The organism is Lactobacillus sp. ESL0237, from assembly GCF_003692985.1.
In the GTDB taxonomy this organism is placed as follows: domain Bacteria; phylum Bacillota; class Bacilli; order Lactobacillales; family Lactobacillaceae; genus Lactobacillus; species Lactobacillus bombicola.
Genome location: NZ_REHE01000012.1, coordinates 16,740 through 41,736, shown reverse-complemented (window position 1 = coordinate 41,736; position 24,997 = coordinate 16,740). Strand labels below are relative to the sequence as shown.

22 protein-coding genes are annotated in these 24,997 nt (G+C 34.5%); all 22 read left to right on the top strand.

The features are described 5' to 3' along the window. Nucleotides 1-200: 200 nt before the first annotated feature. The 22 genes from F5ESL0237_RS07820 (at nt 201) to F5ESL0237_RS07715 (ending at nt 24,995) form a co-directional block, all read left to right on the top strand. Entirely contained in the window at nt 201-533 is a 333-nt protein-coding gene (locus F5ESL0237_RS07820) for a hypothetical protein (RefSeq protein WP_122025147.1), read from the top strand. A 1-nt stretch (nt 534) separates the two neighbouring features. Next, nucleotides 535-825, top strand: a complete 291-nt coding sequence (locus tag F5ESL0237_RS07815) for a hypothetical protein (protein ID WP_122025146.1) — start codon at nt 535-537, stop codon at nt 823-825. A gap of 66 nt (nt 826-891) precedes the next feature. Further along, complete coding sequence (locus F5ESL0237_RS07810) at nt 892-1,236, top strand: hypothetical protein (protein WP_147441003.1); 345 nt, start codon at nt 892-894, stop codon at nt 1,234-1,236. 914 nt (nt 1,237-2,150) lie between these two features. Continuing rightward, the gene (locus F5ESL0237_RS07805; RefSeq protein WP_122025144.1) at nt 2,151-2,384 is read left to right on the top strand and encodes a hypothetical protein; all 234 of its coding nucleotides are present in this window, start codon (nt 2,151-2,153) and stop codon (nt 2,382-2,384) included. Between the two features lie 21 nt (nt 2,385-2,405). Beyond that, nucleotides 2,406-3,110, top strand: coding sequence for a class A sortase (locus F5ESL0237_RS07800; protein WP_122025143.1), 705 nt, complete (start codon nt 2,406-2,408; stop codon nt 3,108-3,110). 192 nt (nt 3,111-3,302) lie between these two features. Continuing rightward, the gene (locus F5ESL0237_RS07795; protein WP_122025142.1) at nt 3,303-3,761 is read left to right on the top strand and encodes a hypothetical protein; all 459 of its coding nucleotides are present in this window, start codon (nt 3,303-3,305) and stop codon (nt 3,759-3,761) included. 26 nt (nt 3,762-3,787) lie between these two features. Then, nucleotides 3,788-4,240, top strand: coding sequence for a hypothetical protein (locus tag F5ESL0237_RS07790; protein WP_122025141.1), 453 nt, complete (start codon nt 3,788-3,790; stop codon nt 4,238-4,240). 307 nt (nt 4,241-4,547) lie between these two features. Further along, nucleotides 4,548-5,024: a hypothetical protein gene (locus F5ESL0237_RS07785; protein WP_122025140.1), complete on the top strand. Its 477-nt coding sequence runs from the start codon at nt 4,548-4,550 to the stop codon at nt 5,022-5,024. Nucleotides 5,025-5,035: 11 nt separating this feature from the next. After that, complete coding sequence (locus tag F5ESL0237_RS07780) at nt 5,036-5,581, top strand: hypothetical protein (RefSeq protein WP_122025139.1); 546 nt, start codon at nt 5,036-5,038, stop codon at nt 5,579-5,581. Between the two features lie 14 nt (nt 5,582-5,595). Further along, on the top strand, nt 5,596-6,006 hold the full coding sequence (locus F5ESL0237_RS07775; protein WP_122025138.1) for a hypothetical protein: 411 nt from the start codon (nt 5,596-5,598) through the stop codon (nt 6,004-6,006). 120 nt (nt 6,007-6,126) lie between these two features. Next, on the top strand, nt 6,127-8,667 hold the full coding sequence (locus F5ESL0237_RS08550; protein ID WP_122025137.1) for an isopeptide-forming domain-containing fimbrial protein: 2,541 nt from the start codon (nt 6,127-6,129) through the stop codon (nt 8,665-8,667). Nucleotides 8,668-8,746: 79 nt separating this feature from the next. Next, nucleotides 8,747-9,121: a type II toxin-antitoxin system RelE/ParE family toxin gene (locus tag F5ESL0237_RS07765; RefSeq protein ID WP_122025136.1), complete on the top strand. Its 375-nt coding sequence runs from the start codon at nt 8,747-8,749 to the stop codon at nt 9,119-9,121. 2 nt (nt 9,122-9,123) lie between these two features. After that, the gene (locus F5ESL0237_RS07760) at nt 9,124-9,426 is read left to right on the top strand and encodes a DNA-binding transcriptional regulator (RefSeq protein WP_122025135.1); all 303 of its coding nucleotides are present in this window, start codon (nt 9,124-9,126) and stop codon (nt 9,424-9,426) included. A 26-nt stretch (nt 9,427-9,452) separates the two neighbouring features. Beyond that, nucleotides 9,453-10,661 carry an SLAP domain-containing protein gene (locus F5ESL0237_RS07755; protein WP_122025134.1) on the top strand — a complete coding sequence of 403 codons (1,209 nt, stop codon included), beginning with the start codon at nt 9,453-9,455 and terminating at the stop codon, nt 10,659-10,661. Between the two features lie 71 nt (nt 10,662-10,732). Continuing rightward, complete coding sequence (locus tag F5ESL0237_RS07750; protein ID WP_122025133.1) at nt 10,733-12,835, top strand: isopeptide-forming domain-containing fimbrial protein; 2,103 nt, start codon at nt 10,733-10,735, stop codon at nt 12,833-12,835. Nucleotides 12,836-13,214: 379 nt separating this feature from the next. Continuing rightward, complete coding sequence (locus F5ESL0237_RS07745; RefSeq protein WP_122025132.1) at nt 13,215-13,493, top strand: TrbC/VirB2 family protein; 279 nt, start codon at nt 13,215-13,217, stop codon at nt 13,491-13,493. A gap of 31 nt (nt 13,494-13,524) precedes the next feature. Continuing rightward, complete coding sequence (locus tag F5ESL0237_RS07740) at nt 13,525-15,825, top strand: hypothetical protein (protein ID WP_122025131.1); 2,301 nt, start codon at nt 13,525-13,527, stop codon at nt 15,823-15,825. Nucleotides 15,826-15,840: 15 nt separating this feature from the next. Further along, entirely contained in the window at nt 15,841-18,579 is a 2,739-nt protein-coding gene (locus F5ESL0237_RS07735; protein WP_122025130.1) for a VirD4-like conjugal transfer protein, CD1115 family, read from the top strand. A gap of 62 nt (nt 18,580-18,641) precedes the next feature. After that, nucleotides 18,642-20,831: a pLS20_p028 family conjugation system transmembrane protein gene (locus tag F5ESL0237_RS07730; protein ID WP_122025129.1), complete on the top strand. Its 2,190-nt coding sequence runs from the start codon at nt 18,642-18,644 to the stop codon at nt 20,829-20,831. Nucleotides 20,832-20,844: 13 nt separating this feature from the next. Continuing rightward, complete coding sequence (locus tag F5ESL0237_RS07725; protein WP_122025128.1) at nt 20,845-21,759, top strand: hypothetical protein; 915 nt, start codon at nt 20,845-20,847, stop codon at nt 21,757-21,759. Nucleotides 21,760-21,772: 13 nt separating this feature from the next. Next, nucleotides 21,773-23,776, top strand: a complete 2,004-nt coding sequence (locus F5ESL0237_RS07720; protein WP_122025127.1) for a VirB4 family type IV secretion system protein — start codon at nt 21,773-21,775, stop codon at nt 23,774-23,776. Nucleotide 23,777: 1 nt separating this feature from the next. Then, nucleotides 23,778-24,995, top strand: coding sequence for a M23 family metallopeptidase (locus tag F5ESL0237_RS07715; protein ID WP_122025126.1), 1,218 nt, complete (start codon nt 23,778-23,780; stop codon nt 24,993-24,995). The last annotated feature ends 2 nt before the right edge of the window (nt 24,996-24,997 follow it).

Below are 24,997 nucleotides of genomic sequence, written 5' to 3'. Positions count from 1 at the left end.
TTCTTGGCGGTAAGCTGTGCTATGTTAGTAACTAATCATATTATAACATCAATTTTTTACCGCCACAACTCTTAAGTTATGGCGGTCTAGGAAATGTAATTTATCAAGTGACAATAGTTGTTAGAGGGAAATTTTATGGTTAAAAAAATAAACCTAGAAATAAAATTAGTTGGCGAAATGAGTAAAATGGTCAACAAATCATGAGAAAAAGCGGAACTACACAAAAAAGAAGACGTTATGTTAAAAAAATTTCAATTAACCAACTTTTTGAAAAAATTGTTAAGGTAAAAATGTTTGGCAAAATCTGGATTAATGGTCAAGACGGCAATTTTTATCAAATTGAAGAAAACCAAGAAATTGTTGTCTCAGAGCGACACAAATATATTGGAATAGTGCAACCTCTTAATTTTGTTTATCAAAATATGCAAGCAGGCTATGATTTACAAGGTAATCCCGTGTGTTATCGCAAAAATGTATATTCCAAGAAAAGAGAATCGTTAGTCTGGTGTCGCAGGTTTAAGAAGGAACCATGAAATGAAATTTATCAATCTAATATTCAATTTTGTTTTTGAATTACTTGATAAACTTTGTACCTTTGCAATGCTACACGTAAAGTTATGCTTAGCATTATGGCTGCTTTTTATGATATTCATTATCTTTGTTGCCAAAATGGCTAATAGCGGCAAAATTTTCGGTTTCTGGTGGCAACTAAATCAAGCTTTAGATAATTTCGTTAATAATGGCTTAATCATTACGTCAATACTTTTAACAATTGTATTTATAGCAGTGATCGCTTTTTTATTGTCTGTGTACAAAGGGTTATAGGGATTAGGTGTAAAAGTGAACAGTATGGAAATATTTATTGGGTGTATGTTTGGTGCTTATTTACTAATGAAAATAAGAGATTATACAAAGACAGCTGAATTAATCAAAAAAACAATTGCGACACCGCAAAAAGTAGAAAAACAATATCAAACTAAAATAAATGGTATTAGTGGACAAATAAGAAAAGTGCAAAACCAGCAAGAAAAATTAGAAATTCAACCTACAACACATCGAAATCGCCGAAAGCTAAAGCAGGTACAACGTCAATTGGCAAGATTAAGAACAGAACAAAAAGAAGTTGAAGCTGCTTTAGGCGATTATCAAACAATTGTTGAAAAGATGACAGATGAAGATACCCCGAATATTAAGCAAGAATTACGATCATATTTACGCAATAAAAATCGATTATAATTTTAGAAGTATTGCACAGACAACTGCAGCAAAGCAGATGGGACGCAACGCCCTTTACTTCTTTAGAGTAATTTTTTTGCTCGTTGTACATTGAAAATTCGATATTACTGGTGGCACATTTAGTAACCTGATTATTTGTGCTGAAACTTGGAAAACAAGGTCAATTAGTATTTTGATAACTGGCACAACATTGAATTGCCAAAATGTCAAAAGAACGATTGTCGCTGCAACACTGCACCTTGCCAAGCGGATAAACCTAAGGCGTGGTAAAACATTGGAAACCACTGGAAAGAACAGGAACGCTACGAATTAGCCGGAGTGATAAGAAATAATTGTCTTGATCGTTAAACAATTATGATCTGCTGAACGGCGGTTGTCAGTTGCTCCAAAACTGTCCTCGCTTTGCTTCCAGGACGAAGAAGCACAAAAGCCTACGCTTAATAACCATAGGCAACGTTAAATATATCTGAAATGTAGCTGTTAAGAGTTATAGAAAATTTGATTTAAAAAGAATTTTCTAGGAGGAAATGCCTTGTAAACTATAATGTCGCTGCTGTAAAGGACTTTTGGGAGGGACGGTGTTAATAACACTTAGGAATCCTTAAAGTACCGTCATCTATTAAAACGATTAGCATAACTAACCTCACATTTAAACACGCTCAAATAATTAATAGATCAGTGATTAGCTAGACGCTAAGTGGAAAGTCAAAGGTGCGCCTTTTTGTCCAATAATTGGGCAATTAACATGTGAATGAGAGCCTTTGAAATAACACTTAATTTTGACTATAAGTCAGAGAAATCCAATTCGGTTGATGCTTACAATAACAAAAATAATATTAAGCCATAAAAATATATAAAAGGGCAGACTATGCCCAATTTGTCTAATTAATCCAAAAAGAAAGGATGAGATTACATTGCCAACTAAAAGAAGCACCAAAACAATCGATCCGATTGTAAAGGCGTATTTGGAACAGACAAAGCATATAAGTTATGAAGAATGGCAAGAAAGCATTATTTGGGACAGCTTTAAGACAGCTATTACAAATAAAAAGTCAAAGATTTATAAGCAAATAATAGAGTTAGCATACGAAAAACTAGAAAAAGAAGCATATAAACGTATGAAAGTTGAGCATATTCATTTTGAATAAGAAGATCAAGAAAGAAAAAACATGAAAAGATGGAGAAATATTGCAGGAATCATAATTATAATTCTGCTATTAGGAGCAGCCACTGTTGCGCTTAATTTCGATCAATTTCAAGGTAAGGCGGCTTACTCTGTTTCAAATGCTGAAACGTATCTAAAACAAGCTAGACACAATAAGCAAAAGCATAAACCTAACTATAATTTGAAACAGGTCAAGCCTATTTCTCCTAACTCTTTGCTACATGCTTGGCGTTGTCGGCGTGATTACCGAGCCGTTGGTCAAATTGCTATCCCAGAAAAGCATGTTTTACTCAACATCTTTAAAGGCGTTGGTAATGATGAATTGGCACTAGGCGCTGGTACGTTTAGGGCTGATCAAAAAATGGGGAAGAACAATTATCCACTTGCAGGTCACAATATGGACGATGGCACAAGCTATTTTAGCCCGCTTTATACGGCAAAAGTTAATGGTCAATTAGCTAAAGGTACTCTTATTTTTCTAACAGACTTTAAAAATGTTTATTACTATCAAGTTGATCAGGCTTATTTTATCAATGCTTATAATCTTCGTCTTACATTTAATCGTAAAAAATTCCAGAAAAAGCCTGTTATATCAATGTTTACATGTGATTGGACGGGTCAAGGACGATTATTTATCAGAGGACATTTAACAGGTTCGCAAAGCTTGCATAGTGCTTCAAAAAATATAAAGACGATATTCAAATATTGATTTAATAAAGAGGGATAATATGGCAAGAGCAGTTTTAAAAAAAGAAAAAGATGGAAGAGTGACCTATATAGGTCATGTGCCACCAGAATACAAATTGAAAGATAATGAATATTACGAGAAATTACCAAGAAAAGAATAAGGAGGTTATGCGAAGTAACCTCCTTTTTTAATTATTTAAAGAGGGCTCGAAGGGTGCAAGAAAAGATCAAAAATACCAATTGGTTAAAAGTTAAGTTCCATATTTTGAAACAAGAATATGAAGTAATTGAGAAATTTTGTCGCACAAATTTTGAAATATCAAAAGAAGATGAGCAAGATTTTATTGCTACAATGATTTTTTTCTTTGCCAATGAGGAATTGAAGGAAGAAGCGAATTGTAGAGATACTTTTGATTTCAAAAAAGTAGTTGCAGATTTTTGGGAAGTACAATATGAACTTAATAAGATTAAAAGTAATAATTATGCGCTTGTAGCAAATGTACCAATCAAGACTTTTACTAATTTATTAAATAATGAGCAAGAATTATATCCAGAAATTGCTAAATGTGATGGTAACATTCGTCAAACATTTATGAGCTACCAAGCATTTTTATTAATTCAGTCAATTAAAGGTGGAAAATTGGGTTCTAAATTTGTATTTGATAAAAAATAGGGAATTAAACAGCAAGGGGAATTAGAATGAGAAAACGGCTAATAATCAGAGTACCACAAACTGAATATAACAAAGTTAATGATATGTTAGAGAGCTTTACCCAGAGCTTGGCAAAAAAAATGAAAGCAACTGTAGCACCGCCAAGCACAATGAAAACAATAGTAAAATATGCTTTTCGTGAATTAAAAAAGGAAATGATTTTAAAAAAAGCAGATTCTAAGGAACGTCAAAAGTGGGGACGTGTAAGGCTACCATCATGGTTAGCTACTAATACAGGATCAGCATTAACAACTATTACAATGGAGATAGATGCTAATGGTTATCAAAAAATGATGAATTGGATCAAAGACTTATATCCTGATATTTATAGCAATAATAAAATCAGCAATGATGATTTTATTGGAGCGCTAGGAATAGCTTATGCACATCGAATTATGGCTGGCGATGTTTCGTTAGAAGTGACCTTACCTCAAAATTAATATACATATGAGATTAGACTTTAAAGCTAAACTTGAGATGATTAAACAGATTAGAGATTTGAAGGCTAAAGAAGTTACACTTATGTAACTTCTTTTTTTACTCAAAGGAAAGTGTGTGACGAAAGAAAATAAGATAAAACTAGAAAAACTTGGTCAAATAATATTTGAGAACACAGGTAAAAATAAAGATTTTCTTTGTACTTACTTGGAATAGCGGATATTATGATTAGTAATAAGTGCGCTATACTAAAAGTAAGTTTGATCTTGATCAATAAGTTTAAAAAGTTTGAGAAGAAACAAGTGAACTATGAATAAAAAAGAACATAAAAGTGTTTCCATCAAAAAATTTTTAAAACGACAAATAGATATAAAACTTTTATTTATATCTATTGGTTTAGGATTGATACAGGCTGGTCAAATAATACTGGTTACTAGTGGAAAAACTGAAAAAATATGGTATTTTCTATCTAGCCTAAAAGGGGCAAAATCATTTGCTAATCTCATTGTTCAAGCTAAGTTAGCGGATAAGGTAAGCAGTATTTCATTAATAACTGTGGGAATATATTGGTTAATATTTCTAGCTTGCTTTTTGGCAAGTAAAAAAGGCTTAAATTTATATACTATTTGGTCATTAATAAACGTATTTTTATTAATACCAAGATTGCTTTTAGATCAATCATTAAACTTAGTGTTTTTAATTTCTGTCACAACCTGGCTATATTTTTCAGGTTTGTGGTTAATTAATAGGCTTTATCATGGGTTAATCGGTAATGCCAAAATATGAAGGATATAGTAATGCAAAAGTATTTAACAAAAATAAAAAAGCAGATTATGATTTGTTTTTCAAATCAAATTAATTTCCCCATACTTTTTCTAGCGTTAGCACTTGGGCTAATATCATCAAGTTTGTTGATATTGGCTTGCAGCAACCATACAGGTGGTCTCTTGTATTTACTGGCTAAAGTAAACTGGTTGAGAGAATTAGCTAAGTTAATTATAAAAGCTAATACAATAGATTTATTACATAGTACAATGTTAAATCTTTTTGGCTCGCTTTTCATATTTCTATTTAGTGTCATATCTTTAACAAGAGTTAAGAATAGTGCATTCTATATAATTTGGACTTTTTTTTCCATCATATTTTCGTGGTTATTAATTATGCCAGCAGAAATAAATGTGGCAATATTAGTTAATAGTATAGCATGGCTATATTTTACCAGTTTATGGTTAATTAATAGGCTCTATCATTGGGTAATTGCTGAACAAACAACAATTTTAGCCAAATTAACTTTTGTTTGGGGTATATTAGCAGTAATTATTAGCTACATAATTAACGGATAGGAAACCATTGAATTATGATTAAAGAATTAATTAAGAATAAAGCAGTAACTTTCTGGGTGTTGTTTTTCGTAAGCATAACTAACTTTTCCGAATTTTGGGAATTGAGAAGGTTTTTAGATTCATTACGCTTACAGTATGGAAATAATCTCAATTCTTTATCAGCAGTTGATAAAGCTAACATAGTTATGGAACACGGATCTATTTTTTTCTGGGCACTTCTAACGTTCATTTTTATTTTTATAGTAATTTTATGGGGCGTTTTGTCTATGTTTATTTCTGAATATTCAAGAAAATGGATAATTATAGATGCTGGGTTAATTTTCTTTAATCTGTTTTTACTTTATTTTTCGATTAATAATTATGTAGTTGTGTTTGTTATAGGCGTAGGGGGAATAGCATATTTTTTACTACATGGAGCAAAATAAAATCTGAAAGGAGTTGATTATATAGAATAATTTAGCTTAATTTTTAAAAATAAAAATAATAGTTAACGGCACCGTTACTTTTTAGTAACGGTGCTTTTTTTGTTTGAGAAAGGAAAGTTAATGAGACGCTTAAGTAAAAAGCAATTAAAAAAATTGGCTGTTGGTTTGGGGGTCGGGTTATCAATTACTGGCGCTGGCGCTGGAATCTATAGTCAAAGTCAAAATACTTTAACAGTGCCTAATAAAACTATGGCGGCAGAACAAGTCAAATTGGGCACTGATGGTATCTTTGAAAAAGGAAAAGATATAAGTTTTGATGCTGATTATCAAGTATCGGCAGATTCTAAAATTGAGAAACTAGAATTATTTGATAAATTGGAGCCCTGCTACATCTATAGTAAAGCAACTATCTATGATGATAAAGGTAATGATGTAACTGATCAGGGGACACTAGATTTTGATAAAGCAACCAATAAAATAAGCTGGCAGGCAAAAGCAGGTACAGCTGATAAATGGTTTGCTAGAAAAATGAAAATGCGGATTGTAGTAAAACTTGATGAAAATGCCGATTTATCTAAGTATCTAGATAAGAATACCAATCAGTATAATATCCCCAATGTAGCTAATATGCTGATTAATGATAAGGATATACCGTCTAATAAAGTTGAAGTACATACTCCTAATGATAAGAAACCAACTGTTTTAAAACAGGTTGAAGATAAGAATGGTAAATTTGTCGATACAGCCAAGTATGATATTGGCGATACAGTCCATTATAGGGTCACTTACACGGTTCCTAAGAACGGTAAGGATATTACCAATCTTCAATTTATGGACGACCTAGAGGACGTATTAGACCTCAAAGAAGTCAAGGTAACTGATGACAAGGGCAATGATATAACTAAAAGTGATGGCGATTTAAAGATTGATGGCGATAAGGAGAGTTTTGTTTGGCAACCAACCAAAGATTATTTGGTAAAGATGCAAGATCATTCATATACTGTTGATGTAACAGCTAATATTAAACCGAATGTTGATCTATCTAAGTATCTTGACAAAGCTTCAAAGGACTATCAAATTCCTAATATTGCCAAAATGAAGTATAACAATGAAGATACGCCGTCTAATGAAGTCAATATTGTTACGCCGCCTCCTGTTGGCAAAAATAAAGTAGTAAAAGCCGTGGACGGATTGTCTGGCAGTTATCATGAAGATAAAGATAATGTCGAGATTGGTAAAGATTATAGCTATAAGATCCAATATACGCCAAAGCAAGGTATGACTTTGAAAGATGTCCAGTTTAGCGATGATTTAGAAGATGTACTTGATCTTGTAAAGGTTGTAGTACAAAATCCAGACGGTAAAGATGTTACTGATTCAGAGGGTAGTTTAAAACTTGATAATTCCAAGGAAAGTTTTATTTGGCAGCCAAAAGATGATGTTGTAAAGACAATGGGCGGTAAAACTTATACTGTAGTTGTAACGGCAAAAGTTAAGAATGACGCCAATTTGCAAAAGTATATTAAGAATAATGTGATTGAAATTCCTAACACGGCTCATATGCTAGATTCAGGCGAAGATACAGCGTCAAATACACCAGTTGTTACTCCTAAAACCGAAGAGCCAACAGCTAAAAAGGGGATTGTCCGTGATCCTTCTAATTGGACAAAATTCTTTGGCAATAAATCAGAAACCTCAGCCAGTCAGAGTAGCGGAGATAAGGTTAACCAAGCAATGGATATTAATGCCCACAATGCGGCAATTAACGCTGCTAAGAAATTAGTAGTACAAAATCCAGACGGCTCATACCGTAAAGCTAACTCTAGCGTAAGCGATAAAGAATTTAACGATGCTTTAGCTACACTATCTAAACCATATAAATCAGAAGAAAAGGTTAACATTAATGATCAAAAGGATACTAGCGTAACAACAACTGCTCCAACTAGCGCTGATGATTTGAAATCGGTTATCAATGCAACTACAGTTGGTAATAATGAAGCTGCTAGGGGAGACGCAGTTGACTATCTCCTAACTTTTGATATTGGCAATAACGCTGATATAAAGTCATTAGTTCTAAGTGACGATCTAGAAAATGTTCTAGACTTAAAGAATGTGGTAATTCTTGATTCTGACGGTAATAACATTACTAATGACGGTGCCCTCACAACCAGTAATGAAGATGAAAGCTGGACATGGACAGCTAAAGACCCCACCAAGTATAGTGGTAAGAAATTGTATGCAGCAGTTGCAGCCAATGTGAAGCTTAACGCTGATCTTAGTTCTTATACAGATAAGCAAATTCCTAATGTAGGACACTTGCAAATTAACGGTAAAGATACGCCAACTAATGTTGTTCATACTAAATTAAATGGTCCGAATAATCCAAAAGATGATCCAAGAAATCCAGCTAGTCCAAATAACCCGAATAATCCAAATAGTCCAGATAATCCAAATAATCCGAAAAGCCCATTACATGGCGACGGCACTAACAATCCAGTAACAGGTAAGAATGGATTACTACCTAAGACAGGTCACTTTATTTTAAAGAATGTAGGCTGGATTGTCGGTATGTTAGTAGCTGGCATAGTTGGTATTAGCTTTTACTTATATAATAATAATAAAGTGTTTAAATCTAAAGTAAAAAAGATTTTTAAGAAGTAATTTATATACACTTTTCTAACTTGATTACTTGCATACTACTATTTAATAGACTATAATTATTAGTAGTAGAAGGAATAGCATGAAAAGAATAGATATAAAATTTAAATATGCGCCTATTTTTAATGAATATTGGGAAAAGTACGGACTTACCCAAGCGGACAAAAAAAACTTACAGAATCAAATTAAGGACTATGTAATACATTTGCCAATTAATAATCATGGTAAAAAACTTCCTGGCTCAATACTTGAAGGAACTGGTGGTGCATATAAATTTAGATTTGCGTCTAAAAAAGATAATCAGGGCAAAAGCGGAAGTTATCGAACAATCTATATTGCTATAACTCATGATAATCTTTACTTTGTAGCAATTTATGCTAAAAGTGAAAAGTCAAATCTTTCTAAAGCAGAACGTAATGCTTTAAAAGCGACTGTTAAGCGATTAAGGAGGAAATAGTGATGACAGAATCAAGACTATTAAAAGGTTTAGATGAATTAAACCAACTTTTAGACGGACATGATCCAGGCTTTGAAACTCAAGTTGAAACGATCGACCTATCTCCTAAATATGACGCTACGGCTATTAAACAGCTACGTAAGAAGCTAAATTTAACGCAGGTTGAATTTGCTAAAGTAATGGCTGTTTCACCCAAAACAGTAACGTCATGGGAAACAGGAAGAAATACTCCAAGGGGTGCCGTGTCTAAGCTGATGGATATATTTAACGATAATCCAAAATTGGCTTTTGAATATGCAGATTAGAGTTCTTAAGAAGAGAGGTAAGAGTTATGAAGAAGAGAGTATTAATTAGTTTAGCTTCGGCAGCATTGTTAAGTGTAGGCGCAGTTGGAATTGGTCATGTTCAAGGTGCAGATGCACCGCAGACAGTGCAGGCAGCTAAAAAAGCTAAGGCTTTTAAGGTAAAGCTTACAAAGAATGCAGTAGTTTACTCAAGCCGTGGCAAGCGTAAGACAAAGAAAACCTTGAAAAAGGGTCATGTTTATCCTGCTTATGGCAAGAAGACTATTCGTGGTAAGAAATACTATAAACTAAGTCACGGGCGCTATATTAAAGTAAATACAGCAAGTTTTATTGTAGAAGAAAGTAATCCAACGCCTATTAAACCAGATAATACAAATACTTCGGCTACTTCTTCAACAACTGATGACTTTAAAGTAACGATAATTAATCCTGCTAGAATCTATGACAGTAACGGCAAGAAAACGGCGTTTACAGCGAATAAAGGCACTTTTAGGACAGTGACTGGAAGTAAGGTAATTAACGGGGCTAAGTATTATAAAATCGGCGACAACAGCTATATTTTAGCTAGTGATACTGAAAAAGGGATAGATAATAGTGTTCCAAATCATTTTGGAGAACCCGAGGCACCAGATAAGCCGACTGATAAAGAGTGGCAACACATATTGCATCGATACGCAACTGAACCTGATTATGATCAAATTATTTATTTCAGTGATAGTGAATTAGCGCAGATAAAGAATTATTTGTGGCAAGATATTCAAAATTATAGAGTAGAACAGGGCTTACCTGCATATAAAACTAATGTTGAATTAGATTCTTTAATTAGTAAAATTTGTGCCTCCTCAGATAAAATGTGGGATTACGAGCAAGATTTAGCAGGAGCAACTAAGATTACTTTAGCACCGTATCTACCAACCATGAATGCTAATGGTATGGATATGACAGATACTTGGATTGAAGATAATTATTACGGGCGTCGCATTGTAGGAGAAATTACACCCAAAGAATTTAATTTCAAAGATCGGAACCCAGAACACGTTGCGACCCAAATTTTTAATAGCTGTAAAGCTGATAAATATTATAATAAAATGATTTTGGGACACAATGACAAAGCAGCCTTTGCTGGCTTAGGTCTGGTTTCGCACTGGGGTGGTAATTATTCTTATGTTGGAATTGCTTTTATAGAAGTTTCAGGTAATAGTGCCAAATGGCTCAGCTTTTATAATGCAAACTAAAAAATTAATTGAATAGTAAAAAACGTTACTAATATTTAGTGACGTTTTTTTGTATTGGAAAGGAAAAGTAAATGAATTTAAATTTAAAGCCTAAAACTAAGCGTTATATTAAAACGCTTGGTGGGTCTTTAGTAACATTACTCGCAGTTTCTGCAGGACTAAATTTTAGTGGTAATGTGGTACATGCAGATAATGCGCAAATGACTGATTTACCAAAAGGAACGAATGCAGATCAGAATAAATTGTCTGGTCAGTATGCTTTTACCGCCAAGGTTAAGCAAGGGATAACTAAAGTAACACCCTTTGGTGGCAATAATGAAGATTGGTGTACATCTGTTAGTCACACAGAAGGACAAACTAAACACTGGTTTGCATTTAAAATGAGTGATGATGAAGGGAATAATGATAAATGGAAGGGGAAAGTAGGAGTCTATTACTCTAATGTTGGAATTTATCAAGGTCACACAGTTGACGTAAAAATCACCATGATGGATTGGAAGGTACAGAATTATGAATGGAGAGATACCAATCATAATGGTAAGGCGGACACTCGTGTACCGATTAAAAATGCGTATTTAGCACTTGGAAAAGATGATTTTGAAATGTTTACTCCAGGTTACGGCGCTGTTAAGTATCGGCTAGACTATTTAGATCACGATACGCATAAACCAATTAAGATGACCGCTGCGTGGACTTTTGATGACATTGACGGCGATCAGTGGGTTGGTATTGAGCCAACAACATTTTCTAATGTCGACCAAATATTATATGGAGATCATGATAATAATGGTAATACTTGGTTAAGTTATAAAAAGATGGGCGGTAAAAATTATATTTATTCTGACGCACATCAGCATAATACTAAGGTGGAAGATGATGGACATAATTCTGGAACTTTAAGGTCTAGGGATAAAAAGGGAGGTTTCACAGCAACATATTCTAATTCTTCTAGTTTTATTATAGATTGGGTTTTTGGCGAGAATACGGGTGAAAATGCGATTAAAGATCAAGACGATCTTGAAGCTGATCCCAGTTATTGGAACATGGTGGGCAGGTTTGATCCCGATGCCGATAAAGAATATCCAATTACCGATATAAGTAGTTCAATCGATGCCACCTTGTTTAATCACGCATACTTGCAATATGGTACTAAGCATATTGCACCAGATAAACCAATGCAGCCGACCAAATTTGTATCTGATTCGGACGAAGGAACTAATACTCCGAGTGAAATTGGGACTGATAAGTCAGTTGATCATGATATTTTGAAAAATCGCTATGAAACATATCATTATCAAATTACGCATTACGTACCTGAGGTAAGACCAGAGTTTAAATACGATCAATATATGATTACTGATAATCTTGATAATGATTTAGATATTTCCAATGTCCACGTTTATAATGCTGAAAATCAAGATGTAACTTACATGTTTACGGTTAATAATGATTCTAATAATAAACTATCAGTTATAGCTAAAGGCGATTATTTAGCCGGAGATGACTTTTACCGTGAAACGTATAAGATTACATTTGATGGCACGGTTAAGTCAGGCGTCAGTCTTGCTGATCATAAAGATTCGAAGCATAGTGACCAAGCCGTTATCTATAACGAAGCCAAAGTAACTACAAGTAATGGTTCTGCCGATAGCAATAAGACAACTACTAACATACCGTTTACGCAGACTTCCCAAACCAAGGCGGTTTCTACTGACGGTAACGGCAAAGGAGACTCTATCCAAGTCGATTACAATGCTCCTTACAAGTATACGGTAGACGTTGCTGCTCCAGACGGCGAGGACAGTAAGACGCTAGAATTAAAAGATACGTTAGAGGACGTATTAGACCTCAAAGAAGTCAAAGTCTATGATCTTGATGATAATAATAAAGATGTAACTTCTGCTGGAAAATTGACAACAGACAATAATACCGCTGACTGGGTCGCAAATGAACCGCAGAAGTGGCATGGTAAGCACTTAAGAATGTTAATTACTGCTAGTGTTAAGAATACGCCAGACTTGATGAAGTACCTAGATAAAAACAGCGGTGTTATCCGAGTACCAAACAAGGCAATTTGGATCATTAACGGCAAAGACCACCCGACTAATATTGTTTATGTCGAGCCAAAAGGTCCGCAGGCAAGCGTTCAGAAGTGGATTGAAATGCCTAATTAGAATTAGTGCTTGTACTTGTTGCTACTGAAACGCATGATATTTTGTAGTTTAAAATTAAATAAGTAAGAATACCTAGTAATCATAGTTAAATATGAATTACTGGGCTTTTTTTGTTGTTTAAAAACGATAAAGACGGATTCTAGCAATAAGTAAGTAGGGAAGAATAAAGATTTAGTGTGACTAACTCCCTCGGTCGGGTACGTGGTGGGCAAAAGGTAATAGTAAGTAGCGAATTAGTAGTTAAAAACTTCTTATTTGCTACTTTTTTTGTTTAAGCAGGTGGTCAAAATGTACTACGCATAATAGGGTAATTAAAGCCCACAAGAAGACGTAAGAAATAATAAATAGAATATATAGAAAAAAGAAGAAGAGGTAACTCATGAATTACTTAAATAATCAATTATTTTTAGCAGCAGCCAAAGGGGCACCTGATTTTATTGGGAAAATATCCAACGTATTTACCAACTTACAACCTGGTCTTAAAGCCCTTGGCGGAATTTTGGCAGTCGTTGTAGTAATTATTGTCGGTATGCTTTTTATGGGTGGCGGTCGTTTAGCCCAACTTGCAAAAGCACACCTTGGTAATGTAATTATCGGCGTGGTATTGATTGCGGTTGCAACAGTTCTAGTACCGTGGGTAATGGGAATTTTTTCTTAATCAAAAGTAATGATAAAGAGGGAGCTTGGTAATGAGCAAAATTAAATTTGTGAATGTGCCACGAAGTTATCGCAAAATGCTGATTGGCACCCGAGTTTTAAAAACCAGTAGAGCAATTGACGTAAGTACTGCCGATGCAATGGTTAAAAAACTAGCTAGTAAGTTAAAAGATAACGAAGAAGTGAGTTTAGGGATAGAAGTCGATACAGAAGACTCAAATAAAGAAAATGTTTTTACCATATCAGACGCACATATTGAGAAATCAGATCAGAATTTAGGACTAAGAAGTATTGCTGATCGCTTATGTAACGATAATAAGGGAGAGTCTAATGAGCAAGAGGCACTTAGACTAGCTAATTTACTTGAAAAAGATTTACATGATGATCAAGAAGCGTTTGAAACCAGTATGGATTATTTATTCAATACAGAAAAGGAAAAAAATAGTGATAAAGATGAAAATATCAAAGATGATCAACGCCCCGTGAGGGGTGTTACCCCAACAAAGGTAACTAAAATAAATGGTAAAAGTGAGGAAACTACTGCACCGATAACAAAGAAAGAAGAAGTTAATAAAAAGAGCGAGAACAAAGCAAAAATAAAAGAAGAAGTTGCTCCCAATCCTAATGACTTTTTACCACATATCCAACACCAGACAATTGATGATGAAAGTAAAATAAAACCAGCAAGTGAGGAAGAAATAATAGCTCGTTCTACTTTTATTGCTGAAAAAAATATTTTCCAAGCAGTGTCGGATAAAAATTCTGAGCAAGTTTTTAATTTAACTGAGATTAAAAGAAGACTAGGTTATATTGATAATCCTCAAGATTGCTATCAACGTACGCTTAATGCAGAGATAGAGCGTGATCTTGAAAAGTGTCATTTAAAAAATGCAGCTGAAGAATATAAAAGTGCAGCGGCTAGACTAAAAAATGATGCGATTAGTGATCTTGAAAAAAATTATAGTGAAGTTAATCAATCACTGATCGAAGATACTGTTGCTGGTCAAGTTAAAAATGAAATATTTGAAACTACTGGAGCAGCTAGTCAAGAAAAGAAAACTAATCAAGTAGAAGCTCAACAGAAGATAGAAGCTAAGAATAAAGAGCTAGATGATGAGAAAGCTCGTAGACTTGCTGATTTTACTAACCAGCTTGATGAAGAAATGCGCCACCGCAAAGAAGCGTTTGAAAAGGAGCAACAACTCTTGGTGGAAAAGCGTAACAATCAAGTTGAGCAAGATACAAAGCTTAAAGAAAAAGAGCTTAAGGAAAAATATAGATTACGAGAAATTCAGAAACGTAATAGTAAATTACGTAGTATGCACCAAGAAACAGAAAATAGATATAATGAAAAATTAGAAAACCTGTTTCAAGAACATAAAACTAAATTTGCTAAAAATCTTGAACATTTAGAAAAAAGTGTCCAGACTCAAAGCAGCCGAATTGATCGCCAAAAGAAGAAAGATGAAAAGACAAAACAAATGCTTGAGCAACAACAAGCAAAAATTAGTGTAATTAAGCGTGCTAATCAGTTAAAGGAGCAGGAATTAAAATATCTTGAGCAGCATGATAAAGAATATCCTATTCACTTGACGGAGACTTTGTCTGTTGGTGTTGCTAATGCGATTAAAGAAGCACTAAAGGAGCAACAACAAGCAATAGTTGCTGGTAAAACGATTGATCTAGATAAAGCGGTTGATAGAAATATTAAGGCTAATAATCTATTACCAATTCCAGTTGATTCCACTAAGGATTTGGAAAAAACTGAGGAACAAGGGGAAAGTAAAGCAACACATAAATCTAAGCATATATATAGCCTAGCTGCTATCCTATTATTAGGATTACTGGGTGCAGCAGGATATGGTAGTTATTATTGGTATAATGCAGCACACCCTGACTCAAAGATAGATCAGACAGCACAAGAAAAATTGTTAGATAAAAATAAAGGCAATAAATCCGAAGCGGCACAAACTAAAAACAAACAGGTGGTAAATCAACCTTCTAAGAATAAAGCTGAAAAAGCATATAAGAGCAATGTGCTTCTGTATCGGGCAACTAACAATTGGTCTGCAAAAATAGATGTTCTAGATGGTGCTTTAGGTCAAGGCGATGTTAGAGCATTGAAAGAGATTAATGATGCGTACCCAACATGGATTAGCAGATTGTACTATGCAGTTGCAGCTAACGATGAAAATGGTATGCGGTCAATCTATTTACAATTAACACCAAGACAAAAGGAAAAAGTTAGTTATGTAGCTCGCCATGCAATTGCTTTATCCTTCTATAACGTTAAAGATTGGCATAATGGTTGGTTAGCAAAAAATGGATATTAATGAGGGGGCGAGACTGTGAGGCTCACTAGAGTTTCAAATTTCCTAGGTACAGCGCAAAACAAAATACGTAAACTTAGTAAAAGGCGTCCAGACGGCGAGCAATTACCTAGTCCTGAAAAGATTCAAGTAGGGCAAGGAATGATTAGTAAAAAGACCATAATTTTAACAATTATGGTCTTTTTGTTGCTATTATACGCTGATAATAGTTTGCATTGGTTGGGTATTCTATTAAAAGAACAGTCCAAAAAAGGGATAGGTCATTTCTCTTTTCCATTAGCAAAAGCGCTTGAATTAGGACTCAATCCACTAATATGTAAGGTAAATTTTAAGGAAATATTTGTTTTGCTAATTGGCAGTGCAATTTTAACTATATTTGTATTAATCAAAGCTGGTGCAGGAATTAATGGTGGAATGGCTAGCAATATTGCTTATGGCCAAAAGGGAGACAGTAGATTTACAACCCTAAAAGAAATCAAGGAACAATATAAAGCAATTCCTGACAAAGATAAAAGATTTCCAGGCTATGGTGGAATACCAATTAGTCATTATGGTAAGCAATATTATATTGATGATGATTCAGTCAATAATATTGTGGTCGGAACAAGTAGGTCGGGTAAGGGCGAAATGATAGTAATACCATTTATTGACAACCTCTCTCGTGCCGAAAATCAGTCATCAATGGTTATCTATGATCCGAAAAAGGAATTATATGATGCCTCAGCTGCGACTCTGAAAAAACGGGGTTATGAAGTATATCTACTTGATCTTGGTAATCAGATGAATTCAATGTCATATAATCCTTTAGATATTATCGTAAAGCAAGTAGAAAAAGGAGAAAATCCGTCACAACTGATTAATAGTCTTACTTATCAAATTATGTTAAAAAAAGACAAAGGAGTGAATGAATGGGCGTATAAAGACGGTCAAGGAGAAATAAATGGGGTAATATATGAACTAATTAAATATTGCCTAGACCCCAATAATTTTCCAGATAAGAAAAAACACCCTGAAAGGATTACACTCTATAATGCAATTGACTTCATCATTGAAGCAGGTACTGTGAAATGGAATGAGATGGTCAGTCCCACTAAGGTTATTACGCATAATGCTCTAGAAGATTATTTTACTCATTTGCCACAAGGTTCATATGCTAAACAACAATATGCGGCAGTTGCTGCTTCTGTTTCTAATGGACAAGCTACTATTAATTCAGTTCTTAATGAGCAATTGAAGCCATTTCAAGACCCTGGAAATGCTTGTCTAACTTCAATGAATTCATTTGAATTAAAATCAATCGGATTTCCAAAATATTTTAGCTTTAGATTACCGAAAAAATATGCTTCTACTAAAATGTTGCTTCGGTTTAGAAAAGCAGCAACAAAAGATTCGCCTGAGTCTAAAATTATTGCTGAACATAAAATTAAAAGTAATCATACAGGTTTTGTTGAATGCAATTTTGATGATAAGTTAGTAAGTGGAGATTGGGCTGAACTAAGCTATGAAAATTCAGAAGGTAAGCAACTACATAGTGTGTTTTCAATAAAGCTCGCTGATTCTAATGGTAAGCAAGGCGAACATGATGCAATAATTAAAACGCTGTATAATGAACTAGAAGTAACAGATTTTCGTCTTGCTTATTCAGAAAAGCCAATTGCTGTTTTTATGGCCACACCTGATTATGATGATTCAAACAGTACAATCGCAACTTTCTTTATTAATCAGTTATATACTGAATTAGCAAAACAATGTGAGATTGTTCCAAATCATAAAACCTTTAGGAGAGTTCATTTTATTTTAGACGAGTTCGGAAACCTAAAGCCGATTGAGAACATGGATAAAATAATGACCGTCTCAGCAGGGCGTAATATTGATTATTCGCTGTTTTTACAGTCGTTTGAGCAACTAAATACTTATTATGGTAAATTGGCAACAACGATTAAGGAACAGGGACAGAACCAATTCTTGATTAAATGTATTAACAATCAAACTAATGTTGAATTTAGCAAAGCAGCTGGACAAAGGACAGTAGAAGCAGGGAGTTCTGGTAATAGCAATACAGGAACAACGAGATCAATAAATTATAATGTACGAGCAGAAGCAGAATCATTGATTACTCCTAGTCGATTACAACAGATGTTAGAAGGAGAAGATTTGATTTTACGAGCGGTTCATCGGCAGGATAAATGGGGTAATCGGGTACGTCCATATCCTATTTTTAACACCGAAAAAACAATGTTACCGTATGCCCATACATTTTTAAAAGATTCGTTTGATCCTACTAATGAATTAGTTGACGTTGAATGTTTGCATAAAAATTTAAAATTAAAAGATTTACAAATTAATTTTGTAGATTTTTTAAGCAAATCAGCGACAGCAGGGTCAGTTGAAGCCTATAAAAATAGTATTGGGCAAGCAAATGATCAAGCAAATGATAAAAAGGAAAATACAGATAATAAAGAAAAGGAAGATAAAGATATGGGTAATGAGTATACTGGACCAATTTCAGATGAGCAGATGATAGGTAAAGTGCCGACTGAAGAAGAAGAAGAAAAAAGAGCCAATTCCACCTTTGCACAAGCAGTCGATGGCTATATAACAGAAAATGAAATAGATTTTGGTTTAGCCAATAAAATTTTGGAATATTTTGATAATGATCAATTTGAAAAAATAAAAGTTGCACTTAACAGTATTGAAGATAACGAAGTGAGAGAAGATTTAGAAAACGAATATCATAAAGAATTTAAATCAGAATAATAGAAAAAAGGAGCTAACTAGAAATAGTTGGCTCCTTTTTTATTACACAAAAGGAGGGAATTATGAGTCACTTATTAAGTTTGGCTGATGTAGCCCCAACAAACGCCCTACACAGTGCTTTGAAATATTTGGGTTACTCAAATATTTTTACTAGAGCATTTTCGACTGTTAAATGGTGGATTATTAGTGTAGTTTATGGAATCGCCAATGCAACAAGCGAATTTATGAATCAAATGCTAAATTTGTCAAATTTTGTCGATCAAGTTAATGGTAATGGTGAAGTTGGCAAATTAATGCAGTATGGACAATATCTAGCTGGTGGGTTAATGGTGCTATGTTTAATTTGGATTGCAATTAAAATTATTATTGATCATCATGCGCCACGAGTAAAAAATGTAATAGTCCAACTCTTTATTAGCGCTTTTTTAATCACAAATATTGGCAACATGACAACGTGGCTTACGTCAGAATCAGTCAATTTAGCACAAGGATTACTTGGTACTAATAATAGTAAGGTAAATAAAGGGACAAGTGCGTTACCATTTAATATCTTAAAAAGTCATGTTAACGATCTTGAGTATATGATTGATACTAATTTCGCAGGTACAAACGTAAGTTCGGCTAATGCGCTAACAACAGCTCCAGCCAAGCTACATTGGGGACTTAATAATATGAGTCGCAAAGAGGTTGATAATGGCGAAATTGATTTTACTGAGATTTTAGACAATGAAAAAATCAAAGATAATTCCACACTAGAAAAGAAAGATCATCCTTATAAAAAAGGGGACTATGACAAAAAGCCAGGCACACACTTTTTGTACGGCTGGTTAAAGTATACAGTCCAAAACACGCCTAAGGAAAAAGGTAAAGGTACAACTTGGAATACTACTGATATATGGCATCTATTTGGCTTTTCAATCGGCGGTTATCAACGATTTACGATCAATTTCTTACCTGTTTTAATAGCATTACTTGCATTAACAATTGCTTCTCTATTTGCAGGATATGCAATTGTGAAATCATTTATCGACATTGTAGTAATTGATATTTTAAGTACAGTAATCACTGCAACTGATCTTGATACGGGACAAAAGACTAAACGGGTTATTACATCATTAACCTCTGCAATATTACTAGTTAGTTTACAAGCATTTGAATTGGCGTTCTATCAAGCAGCATGTACATGGGCTAATGCGAGTATCAAGGGCGTATGGGGATTTGCAATATTCATGTTAGCGGCAACGGTAATGTTAATAACTGGTAATAGCAAAGTCGCAGAATTCTTTAACGTTGATACAGGCGCACAGCGTGGCTTAAGAGCAATGGGTTCCGCATTTTATTTAGGACAACAAACTGCTAATTTAGGTGCAGCTGCATTGAGTGTACCTAGTCGTGCTAAAAATAAGATCAGTGGTATGGCAGACAAGCTTAACACAACTGGAAGCATTCAGAGAGCGGCAAAGAAGCAAGCTCAACAAGGCGCAAGACAAAATGCAATTAACAAGATGGCAGGTTTTGATCAGAGTGGTAACAAGATATTATCTAACATTAATAATTCAGATAATGGAAATATAACCACGGACGGTTTGCCGCCATTGACGCAAACACCGCAAGCAATGAAGAAGGCAACTGATATTCAGAATAAGGCAAGCAAAGCTTTAGATGAAGCACAAACTGGATATGAAGGATTTGCAGGCAAAGTTGCAAAAATCTTTGGCGCTTCCGACAATGAAAACAATTCGGTTAACAAGCCACAAGAAGATTTTAAAAAGCCTAATGATATTAATAATGATAATTCTGAAGAAGATAATTACAGTTCGTTGTATGATCAGCCTGTTAGTACGTATGGATCAGCTACTAATGAAGATCCAAATAGTAAAAAGCAGCCGACAAAGGCAAACGATTTTTCGACTTGGAAAAAAATGGCTGCTCAATATGATAAATATAATGATTTATTATCTAAAGACAGCAATTATGAACCAATTAATTTCAATCCAATAACTAAATTGCCGTACACAGAAGATGAGTGGTCTCAAGATATTAATAATGTACGTAGTAATGGCGTGCCTAGCATTAATCTTGACGGTACCAAATTTATGCCTTCAAATAACAAGAGTTCAGCTAAAACAAGTGATATTAAAGATAGACCAATTAGTGAATATACCAAAAATGAACAACAACCTCAATCACGGGTACATCAACTTCGAGATAATAATAATTCACAGCCTAAACCACCAAGAGCAAGAAAGTAGGGAGGGTCAATGAATGGATAATTATAATCGTAAGCAGATGATGATTCCAAAAACAACTAAAGCAGCAATAATGTTTTGGTTTGCACCCGTTGTTGATATTGTAATCATCTTATTTTGCATACTATTCAGCATTAGAATTAGTCAAATTTTTAATGTAGCTCAAACTGTCCAAATTATAGTAGGAATATGCGGATTGTTAATTGGAATTAGCATAGTTAAAAGAACAAAAGCAGCACCCAATATGAGAAATTGGCGGGTACTGTTTTTTGTTTTATTACAAGATACTGCTAAGTATTTACCAATAAGCGTAACTAATGAATCACAAGAAAAGTTACAAACTAAGGAAAAGGAGGGAACAAATTCTTTGATTAATAATAAGCGAAAAAAGCAAAAAGAAGCTGAAAGAGAACTAAAAAACACCTTGTCATTGAATATGCCAATCAATTGTACTGAAGATGGCATTTTAACTTATGTAAATGGTAAAGCTTCACGTTTTCTACAACTAGATTCAACAGACTTATTCAATTTGCCCGACTCTGGCTTAAGAGAATGGCAAGATAGCTTAACCAAGGTAAGTCGTACTTACGTTGAAGACTGTTCCTACATATCAATGGCTTCAAAAATAGATATGTCAAATAATCAACAGTATTGGCGCTATTTGCGCCAAAAATGCGATTCTAGTCCTGCAGGAATACGCAGAGCTAGAGATTTAACTGAAAAAATCGCAGCGGCAGATAACATTGAATGTCGCACAGATCTTTACAGTTCAAAAAAATATTACGTTGAATTGTTTGGCAATAGCATTAAGGACGTTCGGTCACGCACTGAATTTTACAAAATGGGGGCACCTAGGCTTAAACCACGTGAACTCAATCGGAAACAGACGATTGATGTTTTCAATTCAATAAATAATCCGATTAACGAATAGAAAGGAAATAGAATTGAATAAAACTAAAGAAGTTCTACGAAAAATTCTGTATGGAGAATATAGAAATCACTTAAAAAGAAAAGATAACGGAAAACAACTTTTTTCGGCAGAAGATGATTCTAGATTAGCCCGAAAGGGTTATGATTTAAAATTTATATCCGCTATCCAACCAGAAGGAGGAATTCGATTTTACGATCAATACGCTGCAACTGGCGGTAGCTTTTTTACTTATCTTACAATCATAAGTTATCGTAAAGACCCTAATCTACTATGGCTATATCAAATTATCGGTAACGATTTTACAATGTGCAAAATTGATGTTCATACAGAAAAAATTGATAAAATTCGTGATCAGTTAAACCGTTCAATTACTGAAAAGCAAGATCAAGCACGAAAAGGGCGGTATCAAACGGATATGGATTCCGCCGATCAAGAACAGATCGATTTGCGTGAATTAGCTAAACAATTTAATTCTGGTGCGGAAATACCTAAAGCGATTAGAATTCAGATCAAAGTATACGCTGATACAGAAGCGGCTTTACAATCAAGAATTAGCGAAATAAAGCGTACATTAAGCGGAGACGGCTATCGTGGTACTGTGTATCAATTTACGCTACCAGAACAATTTAAATCATGGAACGAGAGTTTTTCAGAAGCAAGCGCATCATTAATAACTCCCGCAGCAACAACTATGGGAGCGGCGGTTATTGGTGGAGGTGTACCATTTCAAGGCGAAGATTTACTTGATGAACATGGTACATTGTATGGCAGAACTTCAACCAATGGTCCATTTGTATTTGATCGATTTGCGCACACTTCCGAACGTACATCGTACAATATGCTGGTTTTAGGACAGATGGGGTCGGGAAAATCCACTTTTCTAAAGATGAATGAAAAGAGTGATTTTGATCGTGGTTACTTTGTTAGAATCATTGACAAAGCAGGCGAATATACTCGCTTGGTTAAGTCACAAGGAGGAGTCGTAATTAATCTCGATGGGAAAGAAGGTATGATTAATCCTCTACAAGTATTAGCTTCTGCCACAATTGACAATGATCAAAAAACAGTTGATGAAATGGCAAGTTTTAGGCAACATGTTGCCAACGTACTGGTTCTGTTTAGTAATGTCATGAATAATCAGATTGACGAAACGACCAAGCAAGAATTTAGTTCACTGCTCCAACATTTTTATGTAAGTTATGGCTTATTGCCAGCTGATTGGCAAAAGCACCCTGAAAAAATCCATATCACGGGCTTACAACCTAACCAATATCCTATTTTGTCAGATTTCCGAACGTACGTTAAAAAGATTACGACTAATGAATTTTTAGATCAAATACATGCGACTGCTAAACGCCGCAATAGCTATGAGCAAATTAATATTGCTTTAGACAATATGATTGAAAATTATGGCAATCTCTTTGACGGATATTCAAGCTTAAGAGATTTAAATGATGTGCAAATAGTTTCGTTTGATACATCAAGTATTTCAAAAATGGAACCTAACATCTATCATGCACAATTGTTTTCCACGCTTAATTTGATCCAGAATCAGGCAGTTATTAATGGATTAAAACAGGTGGACAAAGTAGATAAGGATCGACAATATTTCTCTATCTATTTTGACGAATGTCACAACATTATTAATCCTAATAACATGATTGCCGTGCAACAGATTGTTAATATGTCGCGAGAATTTAGAAAATATTTTGCTGGAATTACTTTTGCGACACAAGATTTAGGTGCAATGTTACCCGATAACGTATCCTCAGCCGATCTAGAATTGTTAAAATCAATTGTCTTATTTTGCCAGTATAAAGTAACGTTTAGACACGAAGCTGGACAGCTAGAAAAACTTAACAGGTTGTTAGGATCAACTTTAAGTGATACTGACTATGAACAGATTCCCAAAGAAGAACAGGGGCAATGTATCGTAACCATTGGAACTACACAACGCTATCATATGCAGGTTGAACCTAGCCAATCAGAATTAGCACTGTTTAACGGAGGCGTTTAAAATGCGCCAACGGTTAAAACATAAATGGATAAAGTGGTTGTTAATAGCAGCCACTTTTTTTGGATTTGGAGCAGTTCTAATTGCTGGTGTTTCAAGTATTGGCGGAACAATAGTGACCCTACTATTATCTTGGCAAAGTCAAACATGTCAGCAACAAACAGATGATAGCAGTGGCAGTATTAACGTTAGCGGATATGGTAAAACTGTTACTAGTAAGGCAATAGCAGTGGCAGAAGCCGTAGGTGCTGATTTACACATTAATCCAGCCCTTGTTTTTGCTCAAATAAGCGCAGAAACTGGACTTAACGAAAACGACAAAGAAGTAATTGAGGATAATAATTTTGGTGGCGTAAAATACAATCCATCTTTTGCAAGTATAGCGAGACCTGGCAATATATCAAGCGAAGGCGATCATTATGCGCACTTTAAAGATATTGGAGCTTTTGCTACCATATACCGCAATACAATTAAGAATATGCTAGGCAATAAAAAGCCTAAGACTTGGTATGATTTTGTTGTAACAGCTAAACATGGCGGCTATATGGGGGATACCATAGATCACTATGTGTCGCTAGGTCAGTATAAATTTGACCACTATAAAGAATTTGTCAAGAAATACAGCAACGGTAAAATTAAGGTATCGACTGGTTCAAACGGATCTGACGATGTTGATACGGCTAATGATGGCAGTAATATATGTCCTGACACAAACAGTGATGATAATAGCAGTTATAGCGGTAAGTGGGCATGGCCATTTGCGTCAATTAAAGGGACGCCAAATAGTTTAGATGGCGGACAATATGGGCACACTTCATATTCTCGTGGCAGCACTAATTTTCACGATGGTTTTGATTTTTCAAACGGTTTAAATGGTGTCCATAATGGTTCAGCAGTATTAGCTGTTACAAGCGGTAAAATATATAAAGTAGGCTATAATGGCGCAGCCAAATATTATATTTGGGAAAAAGCAGGCGATTACAATATTATTTATCAAGAAGGATTTTCTAGTAAAGGCGATATACATGTTAAGCAAGGCGATACTGTAAAAATAGGAGAAAAAATAGGCACTATTACAGACACTCATGTTCACTTAGGAATTACTACTAATAAGAAAAATCCTACTATGAATCAAATAGGTTCCCCAGTTGCTAATGGATTTGATCACCCAGATTGTTGGTTAAATCCGATAAAAGTAATAGAACATGGACTAGGAAAATAGAA

Excerpts from the sequence above, each read along its gene's own strand:
- F5ESL0237_RS07820 (WP_122025147.1), top strand. The coding sequence starts at position 201 with ATGAGAAAAAGCGGAACTACACAAAAAAGAAGACGTTATGTTAAAAAA.
- F5ESL0237_RS07815 (WP_122025146.1), top strand. The coding sequence starts at position 535 with ATGAAATTTATCAATCTAATATTCAATTTTGTTTTTGAATTACTTGAT.
- F5ESL0237_RS07810 (WP_147441003.1), top strand. The coding sequence starts at position 892 with ATGAAAATAAGAGATTATACAAAGACAGCTGAATTAATCAAAAAAACA.
- F5ESL0237_RS07800 (WP_122025143.1), top strand. The coding sequence starts at position 2,406 with ATGAAAAGATGGAGAAATATTGCAGGAATCATAATTATAATTCTGCTA.
- F5ESL0237_RS07790 (WP_122025141.1), top strand. The coding sequence starts at position 3,788 with ATGAGAAAACGGCTAATAATCAGAGTACCACAAACTGAATATAACAAA.
- F5ESL0237_RS07785 (WP_122025140.1), top strand. The coding sequence starts at position 4,548 with ATGAATAAAAAAGAACATAAAAGTGTTTCCATCAAAAAATTTTTAAAA.
- F5ESL0237_RS07780 (WP_122025139.1), top strand. The coding sequence starts at position 5,036 with ATGCAAAAGTATTTAACAAAAATAAAAAAGCAGATTATGATTTGTTTT.
- F5ESL0237_RS07775 (WP_122025138.1), top strand. The coding sequence starts at position 5,596 with ATGATTAAAGAATTAATTAAGAATAAAGCAGTAACTTTCTGGGTGTTG.
- F5ESL0237_RS08550 (WP_122025137.1), top strand. The coding sequence starts at position 6,127 with ATGAGACGCTTAAGTAAAAAGCAATTAAAAAAATTGGCTGTTGGTTTG.
- F5ESL0237_RS07765 (WP_122025136.1), top strand. The coding sequence starts at position 8,747 with ATGAAAAGAATAGATATAAAATTTAAATATGCGCCTATTTTTAATGAA.
- F5ESL0237_RS07760 (WP_122025135.1), top strand. The coding sequence starts at position 9,124 with ATGACAGAATCAAGACTATTAAAAGGTTTAGATGAATTAAACCAACTT.
- F5ESL0237_RS07755 (WP_122025134.1), top strand. The coding sequence starts at position 9,453 with ATGAAGAAGAGAGTATTAATTAGTTTAGCTTCGGCAGCATTGTTAAGT.
- F5ESL0237_RS07750 (WP_122025133.1), top strand. The coding sequence starts at position 10,733 with ATGAATTTAAATTTAAAGCCTAAAACTAAGCGTTATATTAAAACGCTT.
- F5ESL0237_RS07745 (WP_122025132.1), top strand. The coding sequence starts at position 13,215 with ATGAATTACTTAAATAATCAATTATTTTTAGCAGCAGCCAAAGGGGCA.
- F5ESL0237_RS07740 (WP_122025131.1), top strand. The coding sequence starts at position 13,525 with ATGAGCAAAATTAAATTTGTGAATGTGCCACGAAGTTATCGCAAAATG.
- F5ESL0237_RS07730 (WP_122025129.1), top strand. The coding sequence starts at position 18,642 with ATGAGTCACTTATTAAGTTTGGCTGATGTAGCCCCAACAAACGCCCTA.
- F5ESL0237_RS07725 (WP_122025128.1), top strand. The coding sequence starts at position 20,845 with ATGGATAATTATAATCGTAAGCAGATGATGATTCCAAAAACAACTAAA.
- F5ESL0237_RS07715 (WP_122025126.1), top strand. The coding sequence starts at position 23,778 with ATGCGCCAACGGTTAAAACATAAATGGATAAAGTGGTTGTTAATAGCA.